Origin of the sequence: Nocardioides sp. J9 (genome assembly GCF_007829375.1) — a bacterium.
GTDB lineage: Bacteria > Actinomycetota > Actinomycetes > Propionibacteriales > Nocardioidaceae > Nocardioides.
In genome coordinates, this window is sequence record NZ_VLJQ01000110.1 from 62,850 (window position 1) to 77,849 (window position 15,000).

The window sequence follows — 15,000 nt, forward strand, 5'->3', positions numbered from 1 at the left end:
ACGAACATTCACGAGATGTGATGAGTACCAAGGAAGGAAACCCCATGGGTTCGGTTCGAGTAGCGATCGCCGGCGTGGGCAACTGCGCCACGTCCCTGATCCAGGGCGTGCAGTACTACCGGGACGCCGACGCCACGAGCACCGTCCCGGGGCTCATGCACGTCCAGTTCGGTGACTACCACGTCAGCGACGTGGAGTTCGTCGCCGCGTTCGACGTCGACGACAAGAAGGTCGGCAAGGACCTCTCCGAGGCGATCAACGCCTCCGAGAACAACACCATCAAGATCACCGACGTCCCGACCCTGGGTGTCGAGGTCCAGCGCGGCCCGACGCTCGACGGCCTCGGCAAGTACTACCGGGCCACCATCGAGGAGTCGGCGGCCGACCCGGTCGACGTCGTGCAGGTCCTCAAGGACAACCAGGTCGACGTGCTCGTCTCCTACCTCCCGGTTGGCTCCGAGGAGGCCGACAAGTTCTACGCCCAGTGCGCGATCGACGCAGGCGTGGCCTTCGTCAACGCCCTGCCCGTCTTCATCGCCTCCGACCCGGAGTGGGCCAAGAAGTTCGAGGACGCCGGCGTCCCGATCGTCGGTGACGACATCAAGTCGCAGGTCGGCGCCACCATCACCCACCGCGTGATGGCGAAGCTGTTCGAGGACCGCGGCGTCGTGCTGGACCGCACCTACCAGCTCAACGTCGGCGGCAACATGGACTTCAAGAACATGCTCGAGCGCGAGCGCCTCGAGTCCAAGAAGGTCTCGAAGACCCAGGCCGTCACGTCGAACCTGAACGGCCCGCTGTCCGGCAAGATCGACGACAAGAACGTCCACATCGGCCCGTCCGACTACGTCGCGTGGCTCGACGACCGCAAGTGGGCCTACGTCCGCCTCGAGGGTCGCGCCTTCGGTGACGTCCCGCTGAACCTGGAGTACAAGCTCGAGGTCTGGGACTCCCCGAACTCGGCCGGCATCATCATCGACGCCGTCCGCGCGGCGAAGATCGCCAAGGACCGCGGCGTCGGTGGCCCGATCATCCCGGCCTCGGCGTACCTCATGAAGAGCCCGCCGGTCCAGATCGAGGACACCGAGGGCCGCGCGCTCCTCGAGAAGTTCATCGCCGGCGAGTGACCTGACCGGTCACCCTCCAGCTCCACCACCGCCCCGGTCCGCTCGTCGGACCGGGGCGGTGTGGTTTTCCGCCTGGCCCGCTGGCCCGCCGGCTGGCTGGTCAGTCCGGGATCCCGACGTCGAGGCAGCCGACCTTCTCGCTGACCTGGAGCCGCGACCACACGGCGCGGTGGTCGGAGACGCTCGAGGCGAGCACGACGGACTGCAGCGGCTCGAGGAAGGCGTCGTGCAGGACGTAGTCGATGCGCAGGCGCGGGTTGCGGCCGGGCGCGGTGTTGCCGTTGCCCGTGCCCACGGCCCAGACGTCGCCGAGACCGGCGGCGCGCAGCCGGGCGACGGCGTCGGAGCCGGGTTGGCTGTTGAGGTCGCCTCCGACGATGCTCGGCCGCGCGTCGGCGGCGACGACCTTCGCCAGCGCCGTGGCCTGCGCGATCCGGGCGCCGCGGGACTTGTGGTCGAAGTGGGTCGAGTAGACGCTCACGTCGGTGCCCGCGACGTCGACGACGGCGTGCACGGCGTGGCGGGGGAACTTCCCGCCGGCGCGGGGCAGGCCGATGATCCGGTGCTCCTTGACCGGGAAGCGGGACAGGATCGCGTTGCCGGTCTGGCCGGTGCCGGCGACCCAGCTCAGACCGAGCGCGTCGCCGATCTGCTGGGCCTGGCGGACCCCGCCGGAGCGGCGGCGGAAGCTGTCGACCTCCTGGAGCAGGACGATGTCCGGCTCCCACGCCCGGACCTCCTTGATCAGGGTGCCGACGGCGAGGCCGCTTCCCTTGCGGAAGGCGGAGTGGATGTTGAAGGAGAGCACCGTGAACGGGTGCTCGAGGGTGAGGTCGGTCGGGCAGAGGCTCGCCGGCACGTCGAGCGGCGGCGCGGCGAGCGAGGACTCGGCGCTGGGCTGGAAGCCGGACGACGGTTCGTCGGGCACGGTCGTCGGCACCGGGAGGTCGGCCCGGGGCGGCGTCGGCTCGCGCCCGTCCTGGAGCACGAAGACGAGGCCGAGGACGAGCAGCACGACGGTGGCCACCGCTGCCGTGGCCACCTGGGTGGCCTTGCTGGCGCCCGGCCTCGCCGCAGGCAGCTGCAGCTTCTCGTTCTTGCCGGGCTCGTCCACGGGGTCATTCAACCCCGCGGACGAAACCGGTCGGGCGGGACCTCAGGCCTCGGCCTCGGCCTTGATCCGCTCGAGGGTCTGCCGGATGCCGCGGCGCAGCTCCTCGGTGAACGGCTGCTGGCCGCCGAGGACGGCCTTGGTCAGCAGCAGGGAGAGGCTGGAGATGCCCTGCGGGGTCTCGCGGCGCTCGGTCAGCCGGGTGCCGCCGTCGGCGGTCGGCTCGAGGGTGAAGGACCAGATGGTCTTGTTCTCGCGGATGCGGAAGGCGAACTCACCGGGCGTGTCACCGGCCGGCGGGGTGAACCGGACCACCTTGCCGGCGGTCGGCCACCGCTTGATGCCCTGCTTGTTGAGGTTGGAGAAGGTGGCGCCCAGCTTCACCTCGCCGCCCTTGACGGTCGACTTCACGACCTGGGGGCTCCACTTCGCCATCCGCGGGACGTCGGTGACCAGCGACCAGACCCGGTCGGCCGGGGCGGCGATGTCGATGGAGTCCTCGAGGAGCTTCTCGTAGGTGTCGGACATGGTGGGAGCCTCCGGGTGACGACGGGTGACGACGGTGTCGGGCCACGACGGGTGTGTCGGGGTCTTGGGAACCTACCCCCGGGTAGCAGACCGGCGGTACGTGATGCGTGCCACAGCAGTGGCGTCCCGGTGCCCGTGACCGGTAGGCAGGGAGCGTGCGCACTCTCGGGATCCCCGCCCTCGCCCTCCTGGTCCCGCTCGTCCTGCTCGCCGCGTGCGGTGAGGAGGACGGCAGCAGCGCCACCACCGACTGGGAGGCGACCGCCGAGGTCGAGCACCGCGGGCTGGCCTGGGCGCGGGGGAGGACCATCCACCTCGGCGACGGCGCCACGCTGACCTCCGACGTCCCGGTCGACCGGTTCGTGGTCGCACGTGGCGGTGCCTACGTCGTGCCGCGGTCCCGGGACGACGACCCGTGGCCGGAGCTGCACCGGGTCACCCCGGACGGCACCGAGCCGCTCGGCGTGCACCCCGACCGCTGGACGCTGACGACCTCGTCCGACGGGCGCTACCTGGCATTCATCGACCGCGGCGCGCGGCGCGACCAGTTCGACACCCCGGTCGCGGAGGTCGTGGTGGTCGACCTCGAGACCGGGGAGGAGGTGCTGCGCAGCGACGACGACATGGGCGACCCCGAGTCCGACGACCTGGCCGACCTCTACGAGGACGCGACGCCGGGGATCGACGGGTTCGTCGACGGCGCGCTGCACTACACGACGACCGGCGAGTCGTGGCGGCTCGACCTCGAGAGCGGCGAGACCGAGGAGGTGCCGTACGACGAGGACGCGCCCCGGCTGCGCTTCGACGCCCCGCGCGAGGGGCTGGTCGCCCGCAGCCCCGACGGCCGCTGGCGGATCCGGCCGGGCGGGCCGCGGATCGAGGGGGAGGACCAGACGGTGGTGCGGCCCCGCCCCACGGCAGACAGCCTCGGCATCACGGCGAAGCCCGGCGCCGGACCGGGCGACCTCTACTGGAGCCTCGACTCCTGGCTCGACGACACGACCGCGGTCGGCACGGTCTACGTCTCCGCCGGCGGGGACGAGGCCTGGGTGGTCGTCACCTGCACGGTGCCGGACGGCGCCTGCCGAGCGGTGCCGGGCACCGAGGGCGGCGTGGTCGTGCCGGTGGACCGGGACCACGACTACGCGCTGGTCCCGGTGCCGCTTCCCGCCGGGTGAGGGTGGGAGCCGCTCACCGGCTCCCCCCCCCCCCCCCCCCCCCGGGGGGCGCCCCCCCCCGGCCCGCCCACCACTCCTCCAGCGCGGCGGTGGCGTCCTCCTCCGACATCGGGCCGTTGTCGAGGCGCAGCTCCAGCAGGAACTTGTAGGCCTCGCCGACCTCACGGCCGGGCGGGATGCCGAGGATCTCCATGATCTGGTTGCCGTCGAGGTCGGGGCGGATCGCCTTGAGCTCCTCCTCCGCGGAGAGCCGGTCGATGCGGGCCTCGAGGTCGTCGTACGTGCGGCGCAGCCGGTCGGCCTTGCGCTTGTTGCGGGTCGTGCAGTCGGCGCGGGTGAGCACGTGCAGCCGCTCGAGCTGGTCGCCGGCGTCGCGGACGTAGCGGCGCACCGCGGAGTCGGTCCACTCACCGGAGCCGTAGCCGTGGAAGCGCAGGTGCAGCTCGACGAGCGAGCCGACGGCGTCGACCTCGTCGTTGCTGAACTTCAGCGCCTTCATCCGCTTGCGGGTGAGCTTGGCGCCGACCACGTCGTGGTGGTGGAAGGTGACCGTGCCGTCGTCGACGAACCGTCGGGTCCTCGGCTTGCCGACGTCGTGCATGAGCGCGGCGAAGCGGGAGACGAAGTCGGGGGCCTCGATGCCGGCGCGCTCGGCCAGGCGCGGCTCGAGGTCGATCGCCTGCTCGAGGACGGTCAGGGTGTGCTCGTAGACGTCCTTGTGGCGGTGGTGCTCGTCGCGCTCGAGCTTGAGCGCCGGCAGCTCGGGCAGCACCCGGTCGGCCAGGCCGGTCTCGACCAGCAGGGTGAGGCCCAGGCGGGGGTACGGCGCGCAGACGAGCTTCACCAGCTCGTCGCGCACCCGCTCGGCGGAGATGATCTCGATCCGCTCCGCCATCTCGGTCATCGCAGCGACGACCTCGGGGGCGACGGTGAAGCCGAGCTGGGCGGCGAACCGGGCCGCCCGCATCATCCGCAGCGGGTCGTCGGAGAAGGACTGCTCGGGGGTGCCCGGGGTGCGCAGCACCTTGTGGGCCAGGTCCATGACGCCGCCGTACGGGTCCTCGATCTCGTTGCCGGGGACGCGCACCGCCATCGCGTTGACGGTGAAGTCGCGACGGCCGAGGTCGCCGGCGAGGCTGTCGCCGTACTGCACCTCGGGCTTGCGGCTGTCGCGCTCGTAGGCCTCGGAGCGGTAGGTCGTCACCTCGACCACCCAGTCGCCCTTGCGGCAGCCGATGGTGCCGAAGTCGCGGCCCATGTCCCACCAGGCGTCGCCCCAGGCCCGCAGCAGCTTGTCGGTCTGCTCGGGCCGGGCGGACGTGGTGAAGTCGAGGTCGTTGGAGCGCCGGCCCAGCATGGCGTCGCGGACCGGGCCGCCGACGAGGGCGAGCTCGTGCCCGGCGTCGGCGAAGAGCGCCCCGAGCTCGTCGAGCACGGGCCCGATCCGGTCGAGCTCCGCCGAGACCGCGGCCTGCACGTCGACCAGGCGCAGCGGGGTCCCGGGCGCGGTCGGGGAGTCGGCATCGGTCACGGGCGACGAGTCTAGGGTGCGGGCCGGGTCCCCGACCCGCACAGGTGACCCCACTACCCTCAGGAGCGTGGTTGCCCGACCGTCACTCCTGCGCGCGCTCGCGGGAGTGGTGACGGGACTGGCGCTCACGGCCCCGCTCGTGACCTCGCTCGCGGCGGCTGCGCCCGCGTCCGCGAAGCCCGACGAGGACCGGTACGACGCGCCGCTGGAGATCACCATCGACAGCCTCACCCCGGGGGTGCTGCCGCGCACCGGGCCGCTGGTCGTGACCGGCACGGTGACCAACACCGACCTCGAGACGTGGAGCACGATCCGGCTCTACCCGCTCTTCGACGCCGGGTCGGGCTGCACCAGCACGACCTGCGGCGAGCTGATGACGACCGCGGCCGACCTGGCCCTCGCAGCCGAGTCGGACCCCGAGGCGCCGGTCGGGGTGCGGGAGACCAGCGTCCGCTACGACATCGCCTCGCTCGAGCCGGGCCAGTCGACGTCGTACCGGCTCACCGTGCCGCAGCGGGTGCTGCGCCAGCTCTTCCCGGAGCGGGCGACGGGCGTGCACTGGTTCGGCGTGCACGCACTCGGCGCCAGCGCGACCACCCCCGACGACACCAACGCCGACGGCCGGGCCCGGACCTTCCTGCCCTCGGTGCGCCGCACGGACGGGCCGCAGGTCCCCACCGCCGTGGTGCTGCCGCTGCGCAAGCAGATCAGCCACGCCGGCGACGGCACGATCACCGACGCCGACGGCTGGGAGGACGCACTCGGCGTCGAGGGCCCGCTCGGCGGGCCGCTCGCCTTCGGCGCGGCCTCCGGCGCCGCGCCGGTGACCTGGCTGCTCGACCCCGCCGTGCCCGACGCGGTGCGCCGCCTCGCCCAGGGCAACCCCGCCCGCGAGGTCGTCCCGGTCACCGTGCCCGAGGACCCGTCGCCCAGCGGGAGCGCCTCCCCCGACGGCGAGGAGGAGGCGGAGGAGGACCCCGCGCTCGAGACCCCCGTCGCCCGCGCCGCCCGCTCGTGGCTGGTGCAGGCCCAGCGCGAGCTCGGCACCGGCACGGTCGCGGCGCTGCCGTACGGCGACCCGGACCTCACCGCGGCGGCGGACACCCTGCCCAGCCTCTACCGCTCCGCCCGCGAGCAGGTCGCGACCGAGCTGGAGGCCTGGCAGCTCGAGACCGTGCCGGTCGCCGGTGCGCCCGACGGCTTCCTCGACGCCGAGGCCATCGAGTCCGTCGACGACGGTGCCGCCCTGCTGCTGGGGGACCGGATGTTCCCCCGCGAGATGTTCTCCGACCGGCCGCCCGTCGCCGGCCTGGTGGGTGACCGCCCGGTGCTCGTCGTCTCGCACGCCGCGGCCGAGGGCGGGCCCGGGCCGGACGAGGCGCGCGCTCCCGTCGCGCTGCGGCAGCGGATCCTGGCCGAGGGCGTGGTGCGCCTGCTCCGGGCGCGTGGCCAGTCGCCGGACCCGCTCGTCGTCGTGCTCCCCACCGACATGCCGGTCGCGGGCGCTGCCGCCTTCTGGTCCGGGCTCGACGTGCCGTGGCTCGACCTGTCCTCGCTCGACGAGCTCGTGGTGCCGCCGGGCGGCGGCGCCGACGGCAAGTCCGAGGCGCAGCGGGAGCTGGACCCGATGGAGCTGAGCTACCCGGAGGCGCAGGCCGACAAGGACCTGCCCGGCAGCGTGCTGGTCGAGGCCGGCCAGCTGATCCGCGCGGCCCGCTCCTACGCGGCCATCCTCGGCGAGGAGTACACCGTCGGCACCGACCTGGTCCGCGAGGCGCTCACCGGGTCGTCGTACTCGCAGCGTGGGGACGACCTCGTTGCCACGCGCCTGCACACCACCCGCGAGTGGGTCGAGGACCAGCTCGAGGCGATCACGATCGAGGCTCCCGACGGCGTGACGCTCTCCGGCACGTCCGGCGGCTTCAACATCTCGGTCCGCAACGACCTCGACGTGCCGGTCACCGTCGCGATCAGCGCCAGCGCCGACTCCGGCGCGCGGATCGAGGTGGCCAACCCGATCCGGCTCGCCGCGCAGAGCCGCACGTCGGTGCCGATCGACGCGACGATGAGCCGCACCGGGGTGCACAACGTGACCTTGCGGATCACCGACACCGACGGCACCGCGCTCGGCGGGATCGACACCCTCCCCATGCGCACCGGCCAGGCCGGCGTCGTGATCTGGGCGATCATGGGCACCGGCGCCGGCATCCTCTTCGTCGCGATCGCGATCCGCCTGGTGCGCCGCTACCGCCGGCGCGGGGAGGCTCCCGCGTGAGCGAGCCGGCCGAGGGCGTCGAGCAGCGCAAGATCCTGGCCAACACCGCGGTGATGGCGGCCGGGACCGTGGTCTCCCGGTTCAGCGGCTTCATCCGCTCCACCCTGCTGGCGGCGGCGCTGGGCGTCTCGCTGCACGCGGACCTGTTCACGGTGGCCAACACCGTGCCGAACATGCTCTACATCCTGCTCGCGGGCGGCGTGTTCAACGCCGTGCTCGTCCCGCAGCTGGTGCGGTCGATGAAGAACGACCCGGACGGCGGCGCCGCGTACGTCGACCGGATCATCACGCTCGCGATCTGCTTCCTCGCCGCGGTCAGCGTGCTGCTCGTCGTCCTCGCGCCGTACGTCATGGAGCTCGTGATGAGCGAGAAGCTCCAGGAGCCGGAGTTCGCCGAGCAGCGGCAGTCGGCGATCGACTTCGCGCGCTTCTGCCTGCCGCAGGTCTTCTTCTACGGCATGTTCGTGCTGGTCGGCCAGGTGCTCAACGCGCGCGGCCGGTTCGGCCCGATGATGTGGGCCCCGATCGCGAACAACGTCATCTCCGTCGCGGTGCTGGTGACCTACCTCGTGGTGTTCGGCCCGGCCACGGCGGCCGAGCAGGTCGGCCCGTTCACGCCCGGCCAGGAGCTGCTGCTCGGCGTCGGGTCCACGCTCGGCATCGCCGCGCAGCTGCTGATCCTCGTGCCCTACCTGCGCTCCGCCGGCATCCGCTACCGGCCGCGCTTCGACTTCCGCGGCACCGGACTGGGCCACACCCTGCGCCTGGGTATCTGGACCGTGCTCTTCGTCGTCGTCAACCAGGTCGCGTACGTCGTCGTCGTGCGCCTGGCCTCGGGCGGCACCGCGTCCGCCGACGACGGCACCGGCATCACGATCTACTCCAGCGTCATGCTGGTCGTGATGGTCCCGCACTCGATCATCACCGTCTCCCTGGCCACCGCGATCCTGCCCCGGCTCTCGGCCGCCGCGTCGAACGACGACCACCGCGCGCTGGCCCGGACGCTGGGCAGCACGCTGCGCACGGCGCTCGTGGTCGTCGTACCGTTCGCGGCGCTGCTGCCGTCGATCGCGCTGCCGCTGGCGCAGGTCATCTGGGGCCACGGGGCGACGTCGGAGAACTACTACCGCTTCGAGTCCTCGCTGGTGCTCTTCGGCCTCGGCGTCGTCGCGTTCACCGTGCACTACCTCGTCCTGCGCGGCTTCTACGCCCTCGAGCAGACCCGCACGGTCTTCCTCGTGCAGTGCGTCATCGCCGCCACCAACATCACCCTCGCGATCGTGCTGGTCGCTCGCGTGGACCCGTGGGACACCTCGCCGATGCTGGTGCTCGCCTACACCGGCGCCTACGCGGTCGGCTCGGTCCTCTCCAGCGTCGTGCTCCTGCGGGTGCTGGCCCGGCGCGGCCACCGGCCCGGCGGCGTCGGCGCCTGGACCGGCTTCGTGGTCCGGCTGCTCGCGGCCGCCGGGGTCGTCTTCGGCGTCGCCGCCGTGGTGCGGATCGTCGTGCGCGACACCATCGACGAGGTCACCTCGAGCACCAGCTGGCTGTGGGCGGTCGTCGAGCTGGGCGTCGTCTCGGCCGCGGGCGCCGCGGCGCTGCTCGCGGCCGCCCGGGTGCTGCGGATCGGCGAGGTGACGTCGGTCGTGGAGACCGTGCTGGCGCGGGTACGGCGCTAGCGGGGGACCGCCCGCGGCCTAGGATGGCCGTGACGAGAGAGGGACTGGGCACCAGGTGGCGACGTCGACGCGGTCGGGGGATGTGCTCGCCGGCCGGTACCGGTTGATCGACCTGCTGAGCGAGAGCGGCGGCGGGCGGTTCTGGCGTGCGCACGACGCGGTCCTCGAGCGCTTCGTCGCCCTCCACGTCATCGACGCCGACGACCCGCGCGCACCCGGGCTGGTCGAGGCCGCCCGCACCTCCGCCGCCGTGGTCGACCCCCGGATCCTGCGCGTGCTCGACGCCGCGGAGGAGGACGACCGCTGCTTCGTGGTCAACGAGTGGGGGACCGGCACGTCGCTCGACATCCTCGTCACCCACGCCGGACCGCTCGGGCCGCGGCGCGCCGCCTGGCTGGTCGCCGACGTGGCCGACGCGATCGCCGGGGCGCACGCGGTCGGGGTGACCCACGGCCGGCTCAACCCGGAGAACGTGCTGATCGACCGCTACGGCTCGGTCCGGCTGATCGGCATGTGCGTCGACGCCGCACTGCACGGCCTGCCGCCCGGCGACGTCCAGGGCGACCTCGAGGACCTCGGCGGCCTGCTCTACTGCGCGCTCACCGGCGTGTGGCCCGGGCCGTCGGGCTCGATCGTGCCCGCGGCGCCGCGCGAGAACGGCGCCTTCCTCAGTCCCCGCCAGGTCCGTGCCGGCGTGCCGAAGCCCCTCGACCTGGTCTGGCGCGAGTTCGAGTGCACCGGCGAGCACCACCACGGCCACGGCCGCCGGATGTTCGGCGTCGAGCACCCCGACGTGTCCTCCGCGCGCGGCATCGCCGACGAGCTGCTGGCGTTCGTCGGCGACCCGACCGGGATGCCGGAGTCGCTCGCCCAGGCGATCCCGCCCGTCAACGAGCTCCGCCCGGTGTGGCTGCCCTCCGTCGAGGACCCGCTGCCCCACGACTCCTCCCGCGACGACATCCCCGTCGTGCGTCCCGCGCAGGAGCGCGACGAGCCGGAGGGGGACGAGCCGGAGGGGGAGCCGGCGGCGGGGCAGGCGGACGCGGGGGGAGAGCCGGCGAGGGAGCCGGCCAGCCCGCCGGACGTCACCGACCTGCCGACCGAGGCCGGCATGCCGGTGTTCGGCGAGGACGACGACGAGGTCCAGTGGCTGCGCACGCGCAGCACGCCGCCCCCGCCACCGCCGCCGTTCGAGGACCCGCCGGAGCGCCCCCTCTTCGCCGACGGCGTACGACGACCGCGACCCGACCTCGGACCGGGCCCGGCCGGCAACGGCTGGCCGGCGTCGGTGACCGACGACCCCGCATCGCCGACGGGGTACTGGCCGTGGGAGGAGGACGGTTCGCCGTCGTCGGACTTCGAGGCGACGGGAGAGATCGTCCCCGGGCGCAGCTGGCTGCGGCTGGCACTCGGCGTCGCGGTCGCCCTGCTGCTGCTCGTGGGCATCGCGGTCGCGTTCAACCTTGGCCGCGGGCGCACCGTCCTCGGCGGCGACCCGGACGAGGAGCCGACGAGCTCCCCGTCGGCGTCGGCCAGCCAGGCGAGCGTGCTGCGCGACGTCACCGCGACCGACTTCGACCCGCTCGGCACCGACGGGGAGGAGAACCCGGGATCGGTCCCCGACGTGCTGGACGGCCGCGTGTCGACGACGTGGCGCACCAGCACCTACAAGGACCAGCTCGGCCCGCCCCCGGGCCTGAAGACCGGTGTCGGCATCCTGCTCGACCTCGGGGAGCCGCGACAGGTCAGCGAGGTCGACGTCCGCCTGCTCGGCGCCACCACCGTCGAGCTCCACGCCTACGACGAGCCGCCCACGCAGGCACCGACCGGTCGCCCGCTCGCCCGGGCCGAGGGGGCCGACCAGCTCACCCTGACGCCGACCGACGGCACGTCGGCCCCGGCCCGCTACCTTGTCCTCTGGCTGACCTCGCTCCCCGAGGTCGACGGAGGCGACTTCCGGGCCGAGATCGCAGAGGTGGTGGTCCGTGGCGAGCGAGCCTGACGAGCGGACCGACGTCGACCTCCTGGCCGCCCACGTCGCCGGGGACGCCGCCGCCTTCGGCACCCTCTTCGCCCGCCACCGCGACCGGTTGTGGGCGGTGGCGCTGCGCACCTGCGGCGACCCCGAGACCGCGGCCGACGGCCTGCAGGACGGGCTCGTCGCCGCCTTCCGGCGGGCCGGCTCCTTCCGCGGTGACGCAGCCGTCACCACCTGGCTGCACCGGGTCGTCGTCAACGCCTGCCTGGACCGGCTGCGCGCGCAGAAGGTGCGTCGCGCCGAGCCGCTGCCCGAGGACGTCGACGGCCAGCGACCGCTGCGCCCGGTCGCCGGCGACCCCGTCGGCCCCGGCGTCCCGACCGACCCGGCGGACCACTCGCTGGCCAGCGAGCGGCGTCGCGTCGTGCTGTCCGCGCTCGGCGAGCTGAGCCCGGAGCAGCGGGCGGCCGTCGTGCTGGTGGACATGGAGGGCTACTCCGTCGCGGAGGCCGCCCAGGTCCTCGACTGTGCCGAGGGCACGGTCAAGAGCCGCTGCTCCCGTGCGCGGGCGCGCCTGGCCGTGCTGCTCGCGGACGTGCTGGACGACGCGGCACCCAAGGCACCCGAGGACGCCCCCGGCACCGTCGACGGGAACCCGGCGGCCGGGCCGGACGTCGGATCCCTGACCCGCCGCGGTCCACCGGCCGCCGGGGCCGGCCTCGCGCCGCAGGCCCCGACCGTCGACTGACCAGCCGCTCCCTTCCCGGGTGCGGCACCGCACCAGCCAGGGACAGCAGGACACACCGTGACCGACCCGAACGAGCCCACCGAGCCCACCGAGGACCTCGACCCGGCCCGCGAGGCCGCCGTCCGTCGTACCCTCGCGGSGGCRGGCGGCCCCGAGGCGATGCCCGCCGAGGTCGCCGCCCGGCTCGACGGGGTGATCGCCGGCCTCGCCGAGGAGCGCTCGGCCTCCGGCACGCCGTCGGTGTCGCACCCCGAGCACGCCGGCATCGTGGTCCCCCTCGACGACGCCGCCCGGCGCCGGCGGGTGCGGGTGCGCGCCCTGCTCGGCGCCGCCGCCGCGGTGGTCGCGGTCGCCGTGGGTGCCGGGGTGGTCAACAACGGCGGCGGTGGCGTCGGTGACGCGACCAGCGCCGCGTCCGACGAGGCCCCGGCCCGGGAGGCCGGCGGCGGCTCCGGCTCCAGCGACGTGCCCCCCGACGGCGCCCTCCGCACCGACCAGGGCGACGCCGCGGCGGACGAGGAAGCCGCCCCGACCGAGGTGGCGCCGCGCGGGGCCCTCCAGCGGGTCGTCACCGACGAGCTCCGCGAGGACCTGGTCGCCATCCAGCACCTGNCGCCCCGACCGAGGTGGCGCCGCGCGGGGCCCTCCGGCAGGTCCGCCCCGACCGGCTCCGCGAGGACCTGGTCGCCATCCAGCACCTGGCGCTGCCCACCCGGGCGGCCGCCGACTACAGCAACGCGGTGCTCACCGCCCCGGCCGACTTCATGTGCGAGCCCGCCGACTTCGGGGCCGGCTACCTCGTCGGCGTGACGTACGACGGCGGGTCGGCCGTCGTCGCGTTCCGGGAGCCGATGGGCTCCAACCAGGTCGCCGAGGTGCTCGCGTGCGGCACCGGTGACGTGCTGCACTCGACGATCCTGCCCGCCAACTGAGGCGAGGTGGGCCCGGGGAATGCCGGCGCCTACGATCGGGTTGCAGCACTGTCCCGTTCCACCGCTTTGGGAGTCCCATGTCCGAGTCCGCCGCGGCCGCCACCGAGCCGCGCAACGTCATCATCATCGGCTCCGGCCCCTCCGGCTACACCGCCGCGATCTACGCCGCGCGGGCGCAGCTGAACCCGCTCGTCTTCGAGGGCTCGGTCACCGCGGGCGGTGCGTTGATGAACACCACCGAGGTCGAGAACTTCCCCGGCTTCCGCAACGGCATCCAGGGCCCCGAGCTCATGGACGAGATGCGGGCCCAGGCCGAGCGCTTCGGTGCCGAGCTCGTCGCCGACGACGTGGTCGAGGTCGACCTCACCGGTGACGTCAAGGTCGTCAAGACCGCCACCGACACCTACACCGCGCGGGCCGTGATCCTCTCCACCGGATCGGGCTACCGCAAGCTCGACCTGGCCAACGAGGAGCGCCTGTCCGGCCGCGGCGTGTCCTACTGCGCCACCTGCGACGGCTTCTTCTTCCGCGAGCAGCACATCGCGGTCGTCGGGGGCGGCGACTCCGCCGTCGAGGAGGCCACCTTCCTCACCCGCTTCGGCTCGAAGGTCTCGCTCATCGTGCGCCGCGACGAGATGCGCGCCTCGAAGATCATGCAGGAGCGCGCCTTCGCCGACCCGAAGCTGGAGATCATCTGGAACTCCGTCGTGGAGTCGATCAACGGCGAGGAGTCCCTGGAGTCGCTGACCCTCAAGGACACCGTCACCGGCGAGACGAGTGAGCTGCCCGCCACCGGCCTGTTCATCGCGATCGGCCACGAGCCGCGCTCCGAGCTGCTGGTCGGCCAGGTCGACCTCGACGACAACGGCTACGTGCTGGTCCAGCCCGGCTCGACCGCCACCAACGTGCCCGGTGTCTTCGCGGCCGGCGACCTCGTCGACCACGTCTACCGCCAGGCCATCACCGCCGCGGGCACCGGCTGCTCGGCCGCCCTCGACGCCGAGCGCTACCTCGCCGCGCTCGACCACGCCGCCGCGACCGCCGGGAATGTCCCGGCCGGCGCGTAGGTTCCATCACCAGACGTTTCGTTCAACCATCTGAAGGGGTGCCCCCGTGGCCGACAACATCTCCGCCGTGACCGACGCCGAGTTCGACGCGCAGGTCCTCAAGTCCGACAAGCCCGTCCTGGTCGACTTCTGGGCCGAGTGGTGCGGCCCGTGCCGCCAGGTCGCCCCGATCCTCGACGAGATCGCCTCCGAGCACGGTGACAAGGTCACCTTCCTCAAGATGAACGTCGACGAGAACCCGGTCACCCCGGCGTCGTACCGCGTCACGGGCATCCCGACGATCAACGTCTACCAGGGCGGCGAGGTCGTGAAGACCATCGTCGGCGCGCGCCCGAAGGCCGCGATCCTCAACGAGCTCTCCGAGTTCATCGCCTGACCAGCGACGTCCTCCGCGAAGCCCCCGGCCCCCAGGGTCGGGGGCTTCGTGCTTCCCGTGGCACCGGCGCAGGCGAGGGCCGCGGGCGTCGTACGGCGCCGACGATGCGCTCCCACGCCGCCTCGACCTCGTCGCGCCAGGTGGCCAGCGAGCGCATCTCCATCCGCATCCGCGGCGTGCGCGGATGGGGGCGGTGGGTCTTGAAGCCGACCCGGGCGAGGAATTCCGCCGGGACGACGCACTCCTCGTGGCCGCCGACCGGTGCCCGGCCGGTGCGGGCGAACGCCTCGACGGCACGGACGCCGTCGCGGCGGGCGACGAGGTCGCGGGCCATCCCCTGCACGAGCAGCCGGCCAAGCCCGCCGCCGGCGTGGTCGGGGCGGATCCAGGCGGTCGTCAGCAAGATGGCGTCGGGGGACACCGGCGCCGTCGGGAACGCTCCCGCGCCGGGCACGAACGCGGCGGGGGCG

Annotated in this window: 12 protein-coding genes and 1 pseudogene; 9 read left to right on the forward strand and 4 right to left on the reverse strand. The window is 73.5% G+C overall.

What is annotated here, in order from left to right:
• Positions 1-44 precede the first annotated feature (44 nt).
• On the forward strand, positions 45-1,127 hold the full coding sequence (locus L615_RS19005) for an inositol-3-phosphate synthase (RefSeq protein ID WP_028655840.1): 1,083 nt from the start codon (positions 45-47) through the stop codon (positions 1,125-1,127).
• 100 nt (positions 1,128-1,227) lie between these two features.
• Here L615_RS19005 and L615_RS19010 read toward each other — a convergent pair whose 3' ends face one another.
• Positions 1,228-2,241 (reverse strand): endonuclease/exonuclease/phosphatase family protein, encoded by a 1,014-nt coding sequence (locus L615_RS19010; protein ID WP_051485810.1) that lies wholly within the window; start codon positions 2,239-2,241, stop codon positions 1,228-1,230.
• Positions 2,242-2,283: 42 nt separating this feature from the next.
• Entirely contained in the window at positions 2,284-2,766 is a 483-nt protein-coding gene (locus tag L615_RS19015; protein WP_028655841.1) for an SRPBCC family protein, read from the reverse strand.
• A gap of 155 nt (positions 2,767-2,921) precedes the next feature.
• On the opposite strand from L615_RS19015, the gene L615_RS19020 reads away from it, so the two are divergent.
• Positions 2,922-3,944: a hypothetical protein gene (locus tag L615_RS19020; RefSeq protein WP_028655842.1), complete on the forward strand. Its 1,023-nt coding sequence runs from the start codon at positions 2,922-2,924 to the stop codon at positions 3,942-3,944.
• 13 nt (positions 3,945-3,957) lie between these two features.
• Here the strand turns inward: L615_RS19020 and L615_RS19025 are convergent, their stop codons facing one another.
• Positions 3,958-5,538, reverse strand: coding sequence for a CCA tRNA nucleotidyltransferase (locus L615_RS19025; RefSeq protein ID WP_396954776.1), 1,581 nt, complete (start codon positions 5,536-5,538; stop codon positions 3,958-3,960).
• A gap of 4 nt (positions 5,539-5,542) precedes the next feature.
• Here L615_RS19025 and L615_RS19030 point away from each other — a divergent pair, with 4 nt between their 5' ends.
• The 7 genes from L615_RS19030 to trxA all read left to right on the forward strand — a co-directional run bounded on the left by L615_RS19030 (position 5,543) and on the right by trxA (position 14,530).
• Positions 5,543-7,750 (forward strand): DUF6049 family protein, encoded by a 2,208-nt coding sequence (locus tag L615_RS19030; RefSeq protein WP_145726129.1) that lies wholly within the window; start codon positions 5,543-5,545, stop codon positions 7,748-7,750.
• Entirely contained in the window at positions 7,747-9,429 is a 1,683-nt protein-coding gene (gene murJ / locus L615_RS19035) for a murein biosynthesis integral membrane protein MurJ (RefSeq protein WP_145726130.1), read from the forward strand. The genes L615_RS19030 and murJ overlap by 4 nt, the downstream gene beginning before the upstream one ends.
• A gap of 55 nt (positions 9,430-9,484) precedes the next feature.
• Positions 9,485-11,431: a protein kinase family protein gene (locus L615_RS19040; protein ID WP_145726131.1), complete on the forward strand. Its 1,947-nt coding sequence runs from the start codon at positions 9,485-9,487 to the stop codon at positions 11,429-11,431.
• Positions 11,415-12,155, forward strand: coding sequence for an RNA polymerase sigma factor SigM (sigM, locus tag L615_RS19045; protein ID WP_145726132.1), 741 nt, complete (start codon positions 11,415-11,417; stop codon positions 12,153-12,155). Before L615_RS19040 ends, sigM begins: the two co-directional genes overlap by 17 nt.
• An 806-nt stretch (positions 12,156-12,961) precedes the next feature.
• A complete protein-coding gene (locus L615_RS24440) occupies positions 12,962-13,087 on the forward strand; it encodes a hypothetical protein (protein ID WP_261376765.1) in 126 nt (41 codons plus the stop codon).
• Positions 13,088-13,164: 77 nt separating this feature from the next.
• Positions 13,165-14,154 (forward strand): thioredoxin-disulfide reductase, encoded by a 990-nt coding sequence (gene trxB, locus L615_RS19055; RefSeq protein ID WP_145726134.1) that lies wholly within the window; start codon positions 13,165-13,167, stop codon positions 14,152-14,154.
• A 46-nt stretch (positions 14,155-14,200) separates the two neighbouring features.
• Entirely contained in the window at positions 14,201-14,530 is a 330-nt protein-coding gene (gene trxA, locus L615_RS19060) for a thioredoxin (protein ID WP_028655849.1), read from the forward strand.
• Here trxA and L615_RS23530 read toward each other — a convergent pair.
• Positions 14,520-15,000 (reverse strand): annotated as a pseudogene (locus L615_RS23530) (hypothetical protein); the annotation flags it as partial. The gene trxA and the pseudogene L615_RS23530 sit on opposite strands and share 11 nt — an antisense overlap.